Source organism: Weissella koreensis KCTC 3621, assembly GCF_000277645.1.
Genome location: NZ_AKGG01000005.1, coordinates 261,314 through 278,928, shown reverse-complemented (window position 1 = coordinate 278,928; position 17,615 = coordinate 261,314). Strand labels below are relative to the sequence as shown.

15 protein-coding genes and 1 tRNA gene are annotated in these 17,615 nt (G+C 36.3%); 1 reads left to right on the top strand and 15 read right to left on the bottom strand.

From position 1 onward, the window contains the following. Positions 1–123: 123 nt before the first annotated feature. From JC2156_RS02135 to coaBC, 4 genes are all read right to left on the bottom strand, one after another. A complete protein-coding gene (locus JC2156_RS02135; RefSeq protein ID WP_006845178.1) occupies positions 124–1,023 on the bottom strand; it encodes an N-acetylmuramoyl-L-alanine amidase family protein in 900 nt (299 codons plus the stop codon). A 28-nt stretch (positions 1,024–1,051) separates the two neighbouring features. Beyond that, the gene (locus JC2156_RS02130) at positions 1,052–1,492 is read right to left on the bottom strand and encodes a nucleoside 2-deoxyribosyltransferase (protein WP_006845177.1); all 441 of its coding nucleotides are present in this window, start codon (positions 1,490–1,492) and stop codon (positions 1,052–1,054) included. Positions 1,493–1,602: 110 nt separating this feature from the next. After that, a complete protein-coding gene (locus JC2156_RS02125) occupies positions 1,603–2,766 on the bottom strand; it encodes a hydroxymethylglutaryl-CoA synthase (protein WP_006845176.1) in 1,164 nt (387 codons plus the stop codon). Then, entirely contained in the window at positions 2,767–3,975 is a 1,209-nt protein-coding gene (coaBC, locus tag JC2156_RS02120; RefSeq protein WP_006845175.1) for a bifunctional phosphopantothenoylcysteine decarboxylase/phosphopantothenate--cysteine ligase CoaBC, read from the bottom strand. Positions 3,976–4,237: 262 nt separating this feature from the next. On the opposite strand from coaBC, the gene JC2156_RS02115 reads away from it, so the two are divergent. Continuing rightward, positions 4,238–4,309: transfer RNA gene (locus tag JC2156_RS02115), tRNA-Glu, on the top strand. 107 nt (positions 4,310–4,416) lie between these two features. On the opposite strand, the gene JC2156_RS02110 is transcribed toward JC2156_RS02115, so the two are convergent. From JC2156_RS02110 to JC2156_RS02060, 11 genes are all read right to left on the bottom strand, one after another. Further along, complete coding sequence (locus JC2156_RS02110) at positions 4,417–5,256, bottom strand: aldo/keto reductase (protein ID WP_006845174.1); 840 nt, start codon at positions 5,254–5,256, stop codon at positions 4,417–4,419. A 136-nt stretch (positions 5,257–5,392) separates the two neighbouring features. After that, a complete protein-coding gene (locus tag JC2156_RS02105; protein ID WP_013989759.1) occupies positions 5,393–7,789 on the bottom strand; it encodes an endonuclease MutS2 in 2,397 nt (798 codons plus the stop codon). Positions 7,790–7,982: 193 nt separating this feature from the next. Next, positions 7,983–8,519, bottom strand: a complete 537-nt coding sequence (locus tag JC2156_RS02100; protein ID WP_006845172.1) for a CvpA family protein — start codon at positions 8,517–8,519, stop codon at positions 7,983–7,985. Beyond that, the gene (locus tag JC2156_RS02095; RefSeq protein WP_006845171.1) at positions 8,519–8,743 is read right to left on the bottom strand and encodes a cell division protein ZapA; all 225 of its coding nucleotides are present in this window, start codon (positions 8,741–8,743) and stop codon (positions 8,519–8,521) included. The genes JC2156_RS02100 and JC2156_RS02095 overlap by 1 nt, the downstream gene beginning before the upstream one ends. 154 nt (positions 8,744–8,897) lie before the next feature. Then, positions 8,898–9,524 carry a ribosome biogenesis GTP-binding protein YihA/YsxC gene (gene yihA / locus JC2156_RS02090; protein ID WP_006845170.1) on the bottom strand — a complete coding sequence of 209 codons (627 nt, stop codon included), beginning with the start codon at positions 9,522–9,524 and terminating at the stop codon, positions 8,898–8,900. A gap of 27 nt (positions 9,525–9,551) precedes the next feature. Further along, complete coding sequence (gene clpX, locus JC2156_RS02085; protein ID WP_006845169.1) at positions 9,552–10,793, bottom strand: ATP-dependent Clp protease ATP-binding subunit ClpX; 1,242 nt, start codon at positions 10,791–10,793, stop codon at positions 9,552–9,554. A 254-nt stretch (positions 10,794–11,047) separates the two neighbouring features. Further along, a complete protein-coding gene (gene tig / locus JC2156_RS02080) occupies positions 11,048–12,346 on the bottom strand; it encodes a trigger factor (RefSeq protein ID WP_006845168.1) in 1,299 nt (432 codons plus the stop codon). Between the two features lie 296 nt (positions 12,347–12,642). Then, entirely contained in the window at positions 12,643–13,830 is a 1,188-nt protein-coding gene (gene tuf / locus JC2156_RS02075) for an elongation factor Tu (protein ID WP_006845167.1), read from the bottom strand. Positions 13,831–14,115: 285 nt separating this feature from the next. After that, complete coding sequence (locus tag JC2156_RS02070) at positions 14,116–15,021, bottom strand: hypothetical protein (RefSeq protein WP_006845166.1); 906 nt, start codon at positions 15,019–15,021, stop codon at positions 14,116–14,118. Positions 15,022–15,133: 112 nt separating this feature from the next. Next, the gene (locus tag JC2156_RS02065) at positions 15,134–17,014 is read right to left on the bottom strand and encodes a ribonuclease J (protein WP_006845165.1); all 1,881 of its coding nucleotides are present in this window, start codon (positions 17,012–17,014) and stop codon (positions 15,134–15,136) included. A 363-nt stretch (positions 17,015–17,377) separates the two neighbouring features. Then, a complete protein-coding gene (locus tag JC2156_RS02060) occupies positions 17,378–17,614 on the bottom strand; it encodes a hypothetical protein (RefSeq protein WP_006845164.1) in 237 nt (78 codons plus the stop codon). Between the last annotated feature and the right edge of the window lies 1 nt (position 17,615).

Sequence of the window (17,615 nt, the reverse complement as noted above, 5' to 3'; positions counted from 1 at the left end):
AATGAATTAAATGACGGGCTTCCACCAATCCCCGTTCGCTAAACATTTTTCACGAGATAATCTTTCTCATAGGTTCTTTATTAATTAAAATTAATTATCCCTTAATTAACTTGTTTTTTCAAGTTATTCTGCTTGTTTTGCTTGATAATTCAAGTACTGCTCTAAACCTAGCGGAACTCGCTTAGCAATCTTTTTCTGATAATCTACATTTTTAATATTTTTAAAATCACGACTTGAATTGATATAACCATTTTCAAGCAATGCTGCTGGGACTGAATTATATTTCAAAACTATATAATCAGCTTGTTTAACTCCTAAGTTTTTAATTGGCATTGTTGGCGCCATTGAACTATTCAAATATTGAGCCAATTCTTGTGAACCATTGTCTTCTTTCCCATAATATGCAGTGAAGCCGCTTCCGGTATTTTTTTCCACCGTTGAATCAAAATGGAATGAGACAAAAGCATTCGCTCGATGTGATTCACCCACCTTTGGAATCTTCAATAAGCCAACAACACGATCATCGTCACGTGACATAAAAACTCGTGTTCCATAATTTTTTTCTAACTCATTTTTAGTCTTTTGCGCCAAAGATAAAGTATAATTTTTTTCAAAATGTTTTTTATCAATACTTGACGCTCCATTATCTGAGCCACCATGACCTGGGTCCAATTCAATCGTTGCCTCTGACAACAAGTTCATATGCTTTACAGGTTCTTTACGCTCCAACAACCAACCTGCCACCCAACCTGTGGTCTCATCCTCACGCTGAATTTTGTACCAACCATTATCTCGGTCCAAAATATTTAGGTGTTCACCCTTTTTTAAAATTCCTTCAGCTGATTTTAAAACGTCTGGTCCTTGGCGAACAGTTATGTTACTGATATGAACCGTAATTTGTTGTCGAGCTAATAGTACCATCGTAAATGTAATTGCAATTGCCAACATTCCGATTGTAATCCCCAAAGGGAGCCAGAAACGTATTAAAAATTTCTTGATTATATCCAATCCACGTCGCAACATTCCCGCTACTACCCCTGCTTAATTGTCTTTAGAAGACTGGTCCATCCCAGTCACCCTTTGGAAGAGCATCGAAATCATATTCAGCAAGGTCTGTTGCATCTTTAACAAACGCATGACCAGGAACAGAAATCATGATATTAATTCCACCGTCTTTTTCCTTGAATACAATAACTGGCTTTTCTTGCATACCAGCATAACCCAATTCCCAAGCTGTTCCTGGGTCGACATGTTCATCTTGATAATCAACAATTCCAACGACTACTTCAGAATTATGCAATTCACGACGATCTTCATCAAAAACTGCTTCAGCCCATTCTTTTGAGCCAAATTCAAGATCTTCTAATTGATGCCGGAAAGGGCTATAAAACGATGCTACCGTTGGATTCTTTTCCAAAGCAGCTTCTACTCGTTCTAAACGTGCGATTTGTTCGTCACTAAAAAATGGCCCAGCCAAATAAATGTTTTTCATTATAAATGTCCTCTTCCTAAATCAACGTGCGGTTCATGGTCGTCTATTACTCAATTATTTTACTCTAATTATAAGGTGTAAACCACCCTTAATTATATCCAGCTTTCATATCAATGCTGCTCGTATTGGCGTCGCTCTTCTCTTAGACCCGTTAAAATATATTTAGCAGGATCTTTAGTCCCATCCAATTGTCGATCATCTGCGCCCATTAAAGCGCTATTAAACATTGTTTCATATTCTAGAATTGATAGCTTAGTTCGATTTGATAAAATATTTTCCATTTGATCCGTAACCAAAGCTTCTTGATAGTTTTCTTGAATAATACCAGAGTAAAATTCTCCTTCAGCCCCTGATCCATATGAAAATAATCCGATTCGATCACCAGCAATCAAGTCATGACTATGATTCAATAATGAAAGCAGACTAAGATACAATGAACCAGTGTACAAATTACCAATATTCTTATTATCTACACGGCTCGCTTCAAATTGTTCCAAGAGGCTACTTTGCTTGGCTTCATCCGCTTCTGGCAAAATTTTACGCAATCCTTTTAAGCCCAATTTAGTGTATGGCAAATGAAAGACAAAGGCTTTAAAATCATTAATATCTTTACCTGTTATATGGCGGTAACGGTCCCATAATTCCACAAAGAATGATTGATAAACATCGTTTGAAAATTTACCGTCAACTCGCGCTTCTGTGGCATAAACTGGCCGCCAAAAATCCATTACTTCTTTAGTCATAAATTGATTATCACGTTCTAAAGTCATAATTCGTGGGTTAGCCGTAACTAACATTGCTACTGCACCACCACCCTGCGTCACTTCACCACTAGTTCCAAGCCCATAACGAGCAATATCACTTGCTACTACTAAGACTTTTTTATTAGGATTTAATTCCACATAATCACGAGCTTGCATTAATCCATATGTTCCAGCATAACAAGCTTGTTTAATTTCAATTGTTCGAGCATATGATTGAATTCCTAATAGACGTTGTAAATAAGCAGCAGCTGATTTTGAATTATCCACTCCAGATTCGGTAGCAAAAATAATTAAATCAAGTTGCTCCCGATCTGTGTCTGTTAAAATAGATTCAGCTGCATTAGCAGCCATTGTTACAGCATCTTGTGTTGGTGGTATTACTGCTTGTTGAGTCTGACCAATCCCAATTAAATATTTATTGGGGTCTTGCTCTCTTGCCATGGCCAAATCAACCATATCAATATAATAATTTGGTGAAAAGAAACTAATTTGATCAATTCCAACTTGCATTTAATTTTCTCCTACTGATAATTTTATGATCCTTTGCACGATCAAGCGAGCTGTTTCAATTTTACTTAACAATGGTAACGTTTCATTTGGTTGACCTGGTTCTAGAATGGTCACTTGATTTTGATCAACCCCGAAACCACGATCTGTTCGACTAACATCATTTGCAACTAATAAATCTGCATGCTTTTTTTGTAATTTAGTCTGCGCATGCTCAATTAAATCATTTGTTTCCGCTGCAAAAGCAATTACTTTTTGATTCTGTTTTTTAGCACCAAAAGTAGCTACTAAATCAGGATTTTGGGTTAGCTGTAAATCAAGTCCTTGATTCTGATTCTTCTTAATTTTTTGTGTCGCGACTTCAGCTGTTCGAAAATCAGCTACTGCTGCCGCCATTACTAATCCGTCACTTTGAGGAAACAGTTTATCTATTTCAGCTTGCATTTCTAATGCCGATTGCACCGAGATAACTTCAGTCCCGACTGGTACTTTTAAGTTAACTGTTGAAATCAAGGTTACTTTGGCTCCTGCCTCCGTTAAGGCTTGTGCAATTGCATAACCCATTTTACCTGAAGAACGATTACCAATATAACGTACTGGATCTAAATATTCTCTTGTACCACCCGCGGTGACTAAATAATGTTGCCCTTCCAATGAAGTCCCTTGTATTTGTCGAAGCTTTAGTTCAGCCTGAGCCAATAACTCATCAGGTTCGGGCAACCGTCCTAATCCAGCATATCCTTCTGCCAACATACCATAAGCCGGTTCTAATATTAAGACCTGGTCTTGTCTTAATTGTTGCAAATTCCGTTGAACGGCTGGGTTATTATACATATTTGCATTCATCGCAGGTGCAACCAATAATGGTGTATGTCGAGCTAATAAAACAGTACTAGCAACATCATCCCCAATTCCTTGAGCGATTTTACTAATAATATTAGCTGTCGCCGGTACGACCATCATATAATCAGCCCAATCAGCAATTTCAACATGTCCAACTTGGGTACTCTGCGCTGGATTAAAGAGGTCCGTTAAAACCGGTTGTTTCGTCAAAACCGCAAAAGTTTTTTCAGTTACGAATTCAAGGGCATTTGCTGTCATCACCACCCGAACTGTTGCACCAGCTTTCATTAAAAGTCGTGCAAATATTGCTGCCTTATAAGCCGCAATGCCACCAGTCACAATTAAAACAATCTTTTTATTCTCAAACATTTTATCCTACCTCAAAGCTTCTTGAAATTTTTCTTCGATCGATACTATAAAATTGATTTCAACATACCAGCCTTTAAATTGTAACTCTAAACAGGGTCTTTAAATGGCTAATTTGCTAAGTCTTATTTTATCATAACCACCGCTTTTTAATGTATTCCCTTTTAATTTTGAAAAAAATAGAAATTAATTTTAAAAAAAGCTTGCATAATGTTTATATTCTTGATATTATATTATTTGTTGTTAAGCGACAACAAGTCATCATGGCTCATTGGTCAAGCGGTTAAGACTCCGGTTTTTCACACCGGCATCCAGGGTTCGACTCCCTGATGAGCTATCGTCCATAGGTAATTCTACGTAAAGTAGAATTGCTTATTTTTTTTACTTAAAAATAATTTAAAAAGGCTGAGGTAATCCTCAGCCTTTTTATTTTGTCATGTTTTATTAAAAATCAAATTCAGCTGGATCTGGACCAACTCGAACATTCTGATTCAAAGCACTAATCGCATCCACTTCAACCGCTGTTAATTCAAAATCATCTAAATCTGCATTCGCTTTTAAGCGATCAGGATTTACCGACTTTGTAATAACAACTAATCCTTGTTGAAGATCCCACTTTAAAATAATTTGGGCCGGATTCTTATGATATTTTTCAGCTAATTGTACTAATAATGGCTCGGTAAATAGTTTTCCTTGCATCAACGGTGACCAAGCTTCGGTTACAATATTACGTTCAGCTAGAATTGAGCGTAAGGGTAGCTGCGTTAAAGCTGGATGTAATTCAATTTGATTAATTACAGGTTCAACTGTTTTAAAAGTATCAAGGGTGGCTAAATGCTCAGTATTAAAGTTACTAACCCCAATCGCTTTAATTTTTCCAGCTTTATACATTGTTTCTAACGCTTGCCAAGCTGGCTTAAAGCTCCCTTGTCCAGGCCAATGAATTAAATATAAATCAAGATAATCTAATTGTAATTTAGTCAAGCTATCTTCCACTGCAGCCAATGATTCCTCATAATTTAAATTACGATTCCATATCTTAGATGTAATAAATAAATCTTCTCGTTTTAAATTAGCTGAAGCTAATCCAGCTTTAATTCCTACTCCTGTTCCAATTTCATTATGATAAATTTGTGCTGTATCAATTAAACGGTATCCATTAATAATTCCTTGTTCCACCACTGCAGCAGTTTGGTCCTCTGGAATTTGGTAAACGCCTAATCCCATTTGTGGCATTTGTTTTCCATTATTTAAACTAATTTTATTTTCTAATGTTTTAGACATATTAGCTGCTCCTTTTAATTTTCATAAATAAACAATTATAGTAATCTCAACCAATTTCTTGTGTCAAGATATAAAAAAACTAGCAATTTTAAACTGCGTATTTTTCAACCAATTGTTTAAAATTACTAGCTCTTTTTTAATTGAATTCAACGTAAGTAGCACCTTGATCTGGGCCCGTAAAGTTAAATTCTTTAACAGCTCGATGTGATCGCAGGTATTCGTGTGTACCTTTACGAATGGCACCGGTTCCTTTCCCGTGAATAATTTCTACACTGGATAAATTATTCAATAAGGCACTATCAATAAATCGATCTAACTCGTGCATCGCTGCATCATATCGAACGCCTCTTAAATCAAGTGTCGCTGAGGCATTAGCACGATTCATGGCTTGATTCGTGCTGACACTACGACTTTTTTTAGCACTACTTTTTGGCTTACTAGTCTTGGTAGCTTTAGTTGCCATTACCCCACTTTGCTTCTCAATTTCAGCTCCTGGCAAGACCATCTTGAGGATTCCGATTTGAACTTCATATTTTCCATCTTTTAATTTACGTAAGATAGTCCCTTGTTGTCCATATTCTGGTACCAAGACCGTATCTCCAACCTCAATATTAACCTGCTTCTTAGCTTTAGCGCGTCGTAAAATTCGATTATTTTCAGCGGTAGGTTCTTGACGGAGTGCATTTAAAGCACCCTTAGCATCAATAATTTGATTTTCTTTCACATTACCGCCTTGACGTTGCAATCGATGCAAATCATCGATAATACGATCTGCTTTTTGCCGTGATTCAGCTACAATATGATTAGCCTCTTTTTGTGCCTTTTCTAACATTGTAGCTTGTTCAACTGCAATTTTTTCAGTTGCTTGGTCCAATTGATTGGTTTTAACTCGATTTAACTGTAATTGTTGTTCCAATTCAATCTTTTGCTTAGTAACCAAGTTTCTTTTATCAACCAAATCTTGAATCATATCATTTAATTCTTGTGAATCGTCACTCGTTAATTGGCTAGCTTGATCAATGATATTTTCCGACAGTCCCAAACGTTTTGAAATTTCTAGCGCATTAGAACGTCCCGGAATTCCAATCATAAATCGATAGGTGGGTCTTAATGTTTCCACATCAAATTCCATTGAGGCATTAATAGTATCAACTCGATTATACCCATAAACTTTCAATTCTGGATAATGGGTCGTCGCTACCGTATAAGCACCTATAGCTCCGACAGCATCTAAAATCGCCATCGCTAATGCTGCTCCTTCTTGAGGATCAGTTCCTGCTCCCAATTCATCAAAAAGCACCAATGAGTTTGGCGTCATTTTGTCCAAAATATCAACAATGTTCACCATGTGTGAGCTAAACGTTGAGAGGGATTGTTCAATTGACTGTTCATCCCCAATATCAGCAAAAATATTATCAAAAATCCCAACGGTAGAATATTCATCAGCTGGAATAAATAGCCCAGATTGAGCCATAATCTGTAACAATCCCAACGTCTTCAAAGTAATGGTTTTCCCACCAGTGTTAGGTCCAGTTACAATAATCGCCGTATAATCTTCGCCCAAAATAATATCATTAGCAACTGCCTGCTTTTGATCCAATAAAGGATGGCGCGCTTGTAATAAACGAATATGTTGTTCTGGACTATATTCAGGTTGCACGGCCTTCAGGTCAATCGCATAAAGTGCCTTAGCGTTCACAAAATCAAGATGTCCCAAAACTTTAGCATTTTCTAAAATTTCATCTTGATATGGTTGTAATGCCGCTGATAGATCATGCAAGACTTGTGCTTCTTCCGCCCGTTCTTTTAGTTGCGCCTCTTTCAAACGATTATTTAAATCCACAACTGGTGCTGGTTCAATATACAGTGTTTGTCCAGTTTGACTTTGATCGTGAACAACACCTCCAAATTTATTTCGATTTTCAGCACGCACTGGTACCACATATCGATCATTTCGAATAGTTACAATCGGATCAGACAAATATTTAGCCATCTTACCCCGGGTGTATTCTTGCATTTTTTGCCGAATACCATTCTCCGTTCCTAAAATTAGCTGACGTACTCGTTTCAATTCTGGCGAAGCTTCATCCGTTATTCGACCATCTTGATCAATTGATTGATTTAGTTGACGCGTCACTTCTGGTAATGTAATCAATCGATCGACATAACTTTGAAGATTCAATAATTTTTCATCATGATCGAAGATAAAGTTTTCGAAAAATTGTTTTACCTGACCTGTTGCAAACAAAACCCGCCCAACTTGGGCTAACTCTGTACCATTCAAATCAGCATCAATTTTAAGTCGCTTCATTTGAGGCTGAATATTGCCTAGTCTAGTTAATTGCATCCCCCCAGCCATTCGAATAATCGTCATGGCATCTGCTGTCTCAGCTAACCATTGTTGCATTTCTGTAGCATCATCTGTTGGTGTTAATGTTGCTAATTCTTGTGCACCACCAGCGGTTACCATTTTATTCTGTAACTGTTTTTTTATAGCATCATATTCAAGGGTTTCTAAAATTTTTTGATTCATTTTTATATGAATTCCCTTCATCATTATTTTTTATTTTTAATCTATGTTTCTTATTATAACAGTATCGGCTTTATCACAGGCTCCTTTAATTGAATAGAAATAACTTTAATAACGCTTTTATAAATTCAAATCATATTTAGTGCATAAAAGAGAGGTCGAGATTTTGGATCTCAACCTCTCTTTTTTTACTCCCTTATATTAACAAAAACCATTCATATATTTTTTCAGATAATATAGGAGTCTGCTGCATAATAATTTGAGCTAATGTTGAATAGGTAATTTGCTCATGTAGCCATGATATATCCAACGCTCCAGCTATATATAAGAAGAAAAACACTCCTAAATACATAATTATAAAACTAAGCAACGCCCCAGCTAAACGGTTAGCCGTTCCAACCAAAGGCACCTTATTAATAAATGCCAATCCGCTTTGTAAACGGTGTAAAAGATAAAATCCAATTACCGTAATTATTGTAAATCCGATCCCAGAATATAGGAAACTACTAGATTTATCCACTAAATTGTCCGTTACTGGTGATGACCAGTTAGATCCAATCGACCATTGTAGGTTATCTGCTAAAAATTGTCCAATATTGTGAGATAACATTACAGCTACCACCCAAATGATAATCCGGCCCACAAAACGAAAAAGAGTTTTTACTAACCCACTACGATAACCATTCATGATCGCCATCAAAAAAAGAACTAAAATTCCAACTGTAATGACCATTAGTTTTCCTCGTATTTATGTTGCATCCTAAGTTGATCAGATAAAGCGTTTATTGACATTAAGACTAATGCATCATCTTGCTCTAGACTTGGATTCTGCTTTTGTAAATCAGCTAATTGTGTATTAATTAACTTAAAAACAGCCTGCATATGAGCTTCGTCTTCTGGTGTTGACAAGGTATAACTTTTACCTAGTACATTTCCTTTTACTCGATTCATTACCATTTTATATTCCTCCTTCATTCCGTTCGAGCACAATATCATTAATAGGAACGGATCCACTTGAATTTATCAGTTATATCTTAAAATAACTTAATTAATGGATAAAAAGGCTAGGATTAAAAATCCCGGCCTTATAAACAAAGTTTATTGTAACGTCTTAATCATCTGTTTCAGCAAAGTCAGTTCCATCCAACATCCGAGCTTCAATCCATTCCCAAACAATATCTTTTCCATATTTTGTCTCAGAAGAGAAAATTTCAAAGTCTGATGTTTGGTCCTTAAACTGCAGTTCCTTTTTAATAGTACTCTCTGCTTTATTCCAACGTCCGCGAGCAATTTTATCAGCCTTAGTTGCGACAACTAAAACTGGCAATCCGCCCATTTCATCAGAAGTTAGCCATTGATACATCTCAACATCTTCTTTTGAAGGTGCGTGTCGAGCATCAACTAATTGAACTACTCCTTTTAAGACCTGTCGTTTTGATAAATATTCACCAATCATAACTTGAAATTTTGCACGTGAACTTTTCGAAACTTTAGCGTAACCATATCCTGGAACATCGACGAAAAACACCTGATCCTCAACTTTATAAAAATTCAAAGTTTGTGTTTTTCCTGGTTGGGATGAAGTTCGAGCAAACGACTTACGATTGATTAAAGTATTCGTTAACGAAGATTTTCCAACGTTGGAACGTCCAATTAAAGCAATTTCAGGTAATTTATCAGTTGGATATTGACTAGGTCCTACCGCTGACATTACCATTTCAACATTATGCACTTCCATTTGAGCTAAATCTCCTTTTAATTAAACTTACTTTAATACCACTGTGGGTTCGGTATGTTTTTCGACATTTTCTTTTGAAATAACTACCTTATTCACATCATCGCGACTTGGAATTTCAAACATCACATCTAACATAACTTCTTCGATGATTGAACGTAGTCCACGTGCACCCGTTTCACGTTCTATTGCTAAGTGAGCCATTGCTTTAAGGGCCTCTGGTTCAAACTCTAATTGAACTCCATCTAACGCCAACAAAGCTTCATATTGTTTAGTTAAAGCATTTTTAGGTTTCGTCAAAATTAAAACTAAATCATCTTCTGTTAATTGTTCTAGGGCTGTTAAGATTGGCAAACGTCCAATAAATTCAGGAATTAATCCAAAAGTCATAAGATCTTCTGGCAGAATTTGTTGCATAATGCTCTTATCTGCCTGCTCATGCGCTTCATCACTATCAGTACCAAATCCGATAGTCTTGGCTCCCAGACGTTCTTTAACAATATTTTCAATTCCTGCAAAGGCACCACCAACAATAAACAGAATATTGGTTGTATCTATTTGAATAAATTCTTGGTTTGGATGCTTACGCCCCCCTTGAGGTGGCACATTCGCAATTGTTCCTTCAATCATCTTCAAAAGAGCTTGTTGAACTCCTTCACCTGAAACATCTCGCGTAATTGAAACATTTTCAGACTTTTTAGCAATTTTATCAATTTCGTCAATATAGATAATTCCATGCTCAGCTCGTTCAATGTCAAAATCAGCAGATTGGATTAACTTCAACAAAATATTTTCAACATCTTCACCAACATAACCAGCTTCAGTTAAGGTAGTAGCATCTGCAATGGCAAATGGAACATTCAGCATAGTTGCCAACGATTGTGCAATGTAGGTCTTACCTGAACCAGTTGGTCCGACCATCGCAATATTAGATTTTTGTAATTCTACTTCACCATGGTCAGAGTCCGGATCTAATGTGGCATTAATTCGCTTGTAATGGTTATAGACAGCCACCGCAAGTGTACGTTTTGCGTCTTCTTGTCCAACTACATAAGTATTTAAATTGGCTACAATTTCAGCCGGTGTCATCAATTTAATTTGATTATCTTGTGCGTCTTGCTTCAAATCTTCATCAATGATTTGTTGAGCTAATTCTACACATTCATTACAGATAAAAACACCGGGTCCAGCAACTAATTTTTTTACTTCAGTTGATGATTTTCCACAAAATGAGCAATAAGCTGCAGTTGTGTTATCAGTTGTATCAATCATCACTTTATCTCCCCTTCTTTACTATCAAAATCAATTAATACCATTGTAACAAAATATAACTAAAATCCAAACATATTAGTTCTACTAATACTATTTTTTATCAAGTTAAAAAATGAGGTATAAAAAGTACCTCACACGAGCTAGAACTAGTCTAACCAGTATGAGGTACTTCCATTTTATATTAAACATCATCAGCTAAATTACAATTGTCATTAATTAACATGAAATTTAGTTGAGTTTTATCATACTTTTAATTAAGCTTCGATTGCTGAGTCAACAATTGTGTTAACTGCTTCCTTAACAGCAATATCATGAGCTAACATATCATCTGTAAGAGCATTACGGATGGCATCTTCTTCCATTCCATATTGGTCTGCCAATGACTTAACTTCGGCATCAATTGCAGCTTGATCAGGAGTAATTCCTTCAGCCTTAACAATTGCTTCCAAAACTAGGCTAGTCTTTACACGATTTTCAGCACCCTCAGCATATTGCTTATGGATATCTTCATTCGTTTGACCAGTAATTTGTGAATACATTTCTTGAGAAATACCTTGGTTTTGCATTGAAGCGAAGAATGAATTCATTTGACGGTGGATATCTTCTTCAAGCATTGCTGTTGGAATTTCTTCACCAACAACCTTAGCATTGTCAACAGCCAATGAAACAGCTTCATCTTCCTTAGCTTCAGCTGCTTCATTCTTCTTAGCTTCAGCCAAACGATCCTTCGTCTTAGCCTTCAACTCTTCCAAACCAGCAACTTCTTCATCAACGTCCTTGGCAAATTCATCATCCAAGGCTGGTACTTCTTTAACCTTAACTTCATGAATTGTTGTCTCAAAGACAGCTTCTTTACCAGCCAAGTCTTCAGCTTGGTAATCAGTTGGGAAAGTTACCTTAACTTCAACTGATTCGTCTGCCTTATGACCAACTAATTGTTCTTCAAAGCCAGGGATGAATTGTCCTGAACCAAGTTCAAGGTTAAAGTTTTCACCCTTACCACCTTCGAAGTGATCACCATCAACTGATCCATCAAAGTCGATAACAACAGTGTCACCATTTTCAGCAGCATGATCTTCAGCTAAGACCAATTCAGCTTGTCCTTGACGCATTGTTTCGATTTCAGCATCAACATCAGCATCTGAAACTACAACATCTTGCTTCTTAACAGTCAAACCTTTGTAATCACCCAATTCAATTTCAGGTGCAACTTCAACTTCAGCTGAAATAACCCAAGCTTGACCCTTTTCCAATGATTCAACACCAATTTGAGGTTGGTTCACTGGAGCGATTCCAGTTGCATCAATCGCTGAAGGATATGCTTCTTGCAATGCAAAGTTCAATGCATCTTCATACAAGGCTTCTTCACCAAAGCGGGCAATAAACATTTGCTTAGGCATCTTACCCTTACGGAATCCAGGAACATCCAAAGTATCCTTGATCTTGTTGAAAGCAGCATCAATTGCTGCTGCGTGATCTTCAACGGGAATTTCAAACTTCAAAGTCCCTTTATTTCCATCACCACGTGTAAATTCTGCATTATTTGCAACCATTATAATTATTCCTCCACAGTCAATTAACTTATATTTTTAGTTAATCCGTTAATCTCAATTAACATACTTATATATTTTATCGTACTTTATTCCGTTTGCATAGGGTTCACTAGTTAATTTTATATGTTTTCTGCCCTTTTTAATTTGAATTGAGTTGAAGCTAATTTTATTATGATTTCCTAGCCTAATTAAATTTTTATTTTCAAAAATGGATAAAAAAAGAGAACCTGAATAAATTCAAGTTCTCTCTTCTTTTGAGAAGTATTACTTCTTCAAAAATTAAGTCTAATTAAAAATTAGTCATTGATTTCTGAAACAGTTCCGGCACCGACAGTACGTCCACCTTCACGAACAGTAAACTTCAAACCTTGTTCAATGGCAACTGGAGCGATCAATTCGATATCGAATGTAACGTGATCTCCAGGCATAACCATTTCAACACCTTCTGGCAATTGAACAACCCCAGTTACGTCAGTAGTGTGGAAGTAGAATTGTGGACGGTAGTTAGTGAAGAATGGAGTGTGACGTCCACCTTCTTCTTTGGTCAAAACATAAACTTCAGCCAAGAACTTAGTATGAGTCTTGATTGAACCTGGCTTTGCCAAAACTTGTCCACGTTCGATTGAAGTACGTTCAACACCACGCAACAAAGCTCCGATGTTATCTCCAGCTTGTCCTTGGTCCATTGTCTTACGGAACATTTCGATTCCAGTAACAACAGTCTTACGAACTTCTGGCTTCAAACCAATGATTTCAACTTCATCGTTCAATACAACAGTTCCACGGTCGATACGACCTGAAGCAACTGTTCCACGTCCAGTGATAGTGAATACATCTTCGACAGGCATCAAGAATGGCTTGTCAGTATCACGTACTGGAGTTGGGATGTATGAATCAACAGTATCCATCAATTCTTCGATAACCTTAACTTGTTCAGCATCACCTTCTAAGGCCTTCAAAGCTGAACCGCGGATGAATGGTACATCATCTCCAGGGAAATCGTATTCTGAAAGCAATTCACGTGCTTCCATCTCAACCAAGTCAGTCAATTCATCATCATCAACCAAGTCAGTCTTGTTCAAGAAGACGATCAAGTATTCAACACCAACTTGGTGAGCCAACAAGATGTGCTCACGAGTTTGTGGCATTGGTCCGTCAGTAGCGGCGATAACCAAGATGGCACCGTCCATTTGAGCGGCTCCAGTGATCATGTTCTTAACGTAGTCCGCGTGCCCAGGGGCATCGATGTGGGCATAGTGACGTGCTTCAGTCTCATACTCGATGTGAGCAGTGTTGATCGTGATTCCACGTTCGCGTTCTTCAGGTGCAGCGTCAATCGCAGCAAAGTCTTGTTGCTTTGCTAATCCCTTATCAGCCAAAACCTTTGAGATTGCAGCAGTCAAAGTAGTCTTACCGTGGTCGACGTGTCCAATAGTTCCAATATTAACGTGCGGCTTTGTCCGCTCGTAGTGTTCCTTAGCCAAAAGCATATCCTCCTAATTTTCGTAAGTCGAAAACATTGTTTACAACTTAAAAGTTGCTAAAACCATTATACCCCAAAAGTATAATAGTATAAACAACCCATTCGAAAATAATTTAATTGATTTCTCCCCTTTGGGAAGCTGTTAATAATTATATAAGACCAAAATTGGTTTGTAAATATGTTTTTTCTTTAATGTAACAACAATTTAACGTTTTTCGTCTTTTTTAAATTAAATCGATCTTTTTAATGAATTTTATTAACTAAAACATTTCATGTAGCCTGAACTTTAAATTAATTTAGCCTGTTCGTTTAACAATAGCCGATGATATTTTTCTTGTTCAGGTGTTTCTTTTTGATCGATCAACGTATGAAGTCCCAACATTTCTGTCTGAATCCAAGCATCTGCATCTAAGTAAAAAGTTGGAAAATGTGGGTAACTTAACGTCATTTCTAAATAAATTTGTCTTTCTAAACCTTCTAGAATGACTGGATCATCTTGATATATACCATTTTGCAAGGCCTTAGTTAATTTTTTCCAGAATGGTATTTCTTCAAGTGATTCCAATTGACTGGGAATCATTTTTTTATATTGTTGATCCAACCATAAAAATTCTAATTCTTCTGATACTTTTAAGCGACGTAATCGATCCACCAAAGTTGAACGGGTAATTGCTGGTAAAAATGGGTCGACCAACAAGGTTTTAGCCCCTTGTAAATAATAATTTCTCGGTAACATTTCTGCTGTTTGTAAACGTTCAGCTTGTTCAGCCAAATTTACATCACTTAGATTAAAGAAATGTCGTGCGCGGTTTTTAATTGTTTGTGATAATTCGACTTGATCTTTATTTTCCTGGAATTGAACTTTATTAACTAGTTCTTCCGCCCAAGTTGTTGTCACCGCAAATTCCCAAGCAGCTAGATACATTTGATTTGCTAAAGCAATTTCAACGTATAAATAGGCTTGTGTCTCTGAAGTTTTAAATAATGACTCATTGGTCCGAATGAGGCCCCAAGCCTGTTGATACTGTTCGCTTTGTTCCAAACTTGTAACTAACATCAACAAGACTGCATCAGTCTGTTCTAAAATATAGGCTTTTTCTAGTTGTTCATTTGCTCTAAGCCAATCTTGATCGTTCAATGCTTGTTGACCAGCTATAAAATATTTTTGAAATTCATTATTTTTTTCTACCATTAACAGTTTCCTTTCTACTCTTTATGTGTTTAATTTCACTAAAATATCTTACTAGATTTTTTAGAAAAAAATAAGAAGTTGAAATAATATAATTTCAACCCCTTAAATAAAATTAATTTTTAGTTTCATTAACGTCATTGGCTTTGACATTATTTTCGTTTGGTCGCTTATGGCGAGGACGCTTTTTATTGCTATTAGGCTTATTTTCAGTTTTATTATTTGTTACTTCTTTTTTCGATGATTCTTGGTTACTATTCTTAGGGGAACTTTGATGTTCATCCCCCTTTTTATTAGGGCTTCGGCGTCGACGTCCATTTTGATTAGCTTCCATAATAACCGGTAAAATCACTGGCTTACGATGTGTTTGATCGTACAAAAACTTACCTAAGGCATCACGAACAGAGCTCTTTAAATTACCCCAATCAAATTCTTTAGAATTTTTGATCCCCGCAGCTACAGTAGTTTCAACTAATTCTGTTGCTTCTTTCATCAATTCACGTGAAGTTTTAACATATACAAAACCTCGTGAATCGATTTTAGCATTTGCCACAATTCTCTTTTTCTTACGATCAATCGTGATCACTGCAATGAAAACACCATCTTCTGACAAAATACGTCGGTCATTTAAGACGATTGATCCAATATCACCAACACCAGATCCGTCAATCATAGTAGCATTAACTTGAATTGAGCCGCTCAATTCAAATTTACCATTTTCTTCTAAGACCAATCGATCCCCATTTTCCAAAATAAAGATATTGTCATCAGAATAATTCAATTCTTTGGCTGCTCGAGCACCTGAATTTAATAAACGATATTCCCCTTGAACCGGTAAAATATTTTCCGGTTTCATCAAATTCAACATCATTTGAAAATCATTCTTAGAAGCATGTCCAGATGATTTCATATCATTTGAAATTTGCTTAACATCAGCTCCTGCTCGGAACAACATGTCTCGAGTTCGGGCAACATAACCTTCCATTGCAGTAGACGGAGTCGTTGTTATGAAAACAAGATCTCCTGTTTGAATCTTGATATTACGATCATCCCCATGCGCCATCCGTTGAAGATGTCGAACAGGTTCTCCCATCTTACCAGTTTCCAAAATGACAGTTTCTTCTGGCTTTAAGGAATCCATATTTTTTAACGACACAAACAACTCATTCTCAGGAATTGGTAAGTCCAATTTACCCAGATTAAGTGCTGTTCGAACAACCTTTTCAATATCATTTCCTGATAACACCAGTTTTCGTTGATTTTGAAAAGCAGCGTTAATTACTTGTTGTATACGTTGAATATTTGAGGCAGCTGATGCCACAATAATCCGTCCAGCATGGTGCCGGAAAGTTTCAAAAATATACTTAGCAATTTCTGATTCATGCGCAGTTTGCCCAATATTACCAGTCCCAGCTGCATCAATCAAAAGAGCTTTTACCCCTTTACGGCCAATTTCAGCTAAACGCATTAAATCACTTTGATAAGCACCTTGTGCTGTGGTATCAAACTTAAAATCACCGGTATAGACAATTTGTCCTTCTGGCGTACCAACGACAATCCCCAAAGAATCTGGAATGGTGTGCGTGGTTTCAAAGAAAGAAATCTTAACTGCTCCAAAATCAATTTCTTGACTTCCCTTCACCACATGATAATCGTCGAAACTCTTGATTTCAGAATCATTATTGATTGCCAATTTAGCAAGCTCAATTGTTAACTCTGAACCAAAAATAGGTGCTGAAATTTGTTTCAAAAGATAAGGCAATGCACCAATAGCGTCTGCATGCCCATGGGTTAAGAATATTCCTGCAATTTGGTCTGCATGTTCTACTAGATACTTAAAATCAGGAATCACAACATCAACCCCTAAAAGATCACTCTCAGGGTACTGCAAACCAGCATCTAGAATGAAAATATCTTCACCAACTGTAATTGCATACATGTTTTTACCGTTTTCGCGCATTCCACCAAACGGCATAATCGTTAAATTACTACTCATATTATTTTATGTCCATTTTCATTTTTATTTTTTATTCAAAGGAAAAGTTTCCTAAACGTTTTATCAATATATTAAGTTTAACATACCGTTTGAACCAATCAAACATTACTTTTAATTGGTCCAATTTATTCTAACCAAAAGATTTAATATTAATAATCATTAATTCCTATTTTAATGGTTTAATTTATTATTAATAATATATTTTCCTAAAGCAGATGGATACGCTACTTTCATCCATATTATATTAGTAGTGAATTTAAAAAAGAGGTTAGAACAAAAATGTCCCGACCTCTATAAAAGTGTCAAAAGATTCATGATTTAAATGATATTATCTCACATTCTTAAACACCCGTTATATTAATATTAATCTTTATGATCATTAAAATCAGCTTGAGCTCGTTCCATTTGGGCTTGTTTTTCGACTAACGTCACCTGCAACTTCTCAACCTGTTCTAAAACTGGTTCAGACTCACGTTGTAATATCTCGCTTACTCCTAGTAAAACTGCCAATTGTACTTTAGTTTTACGAATAAACCAATAACTAAATCCCAACAATAGAATGAGCGCTAAACCGATAATAATCCATGATAAAATTACCATA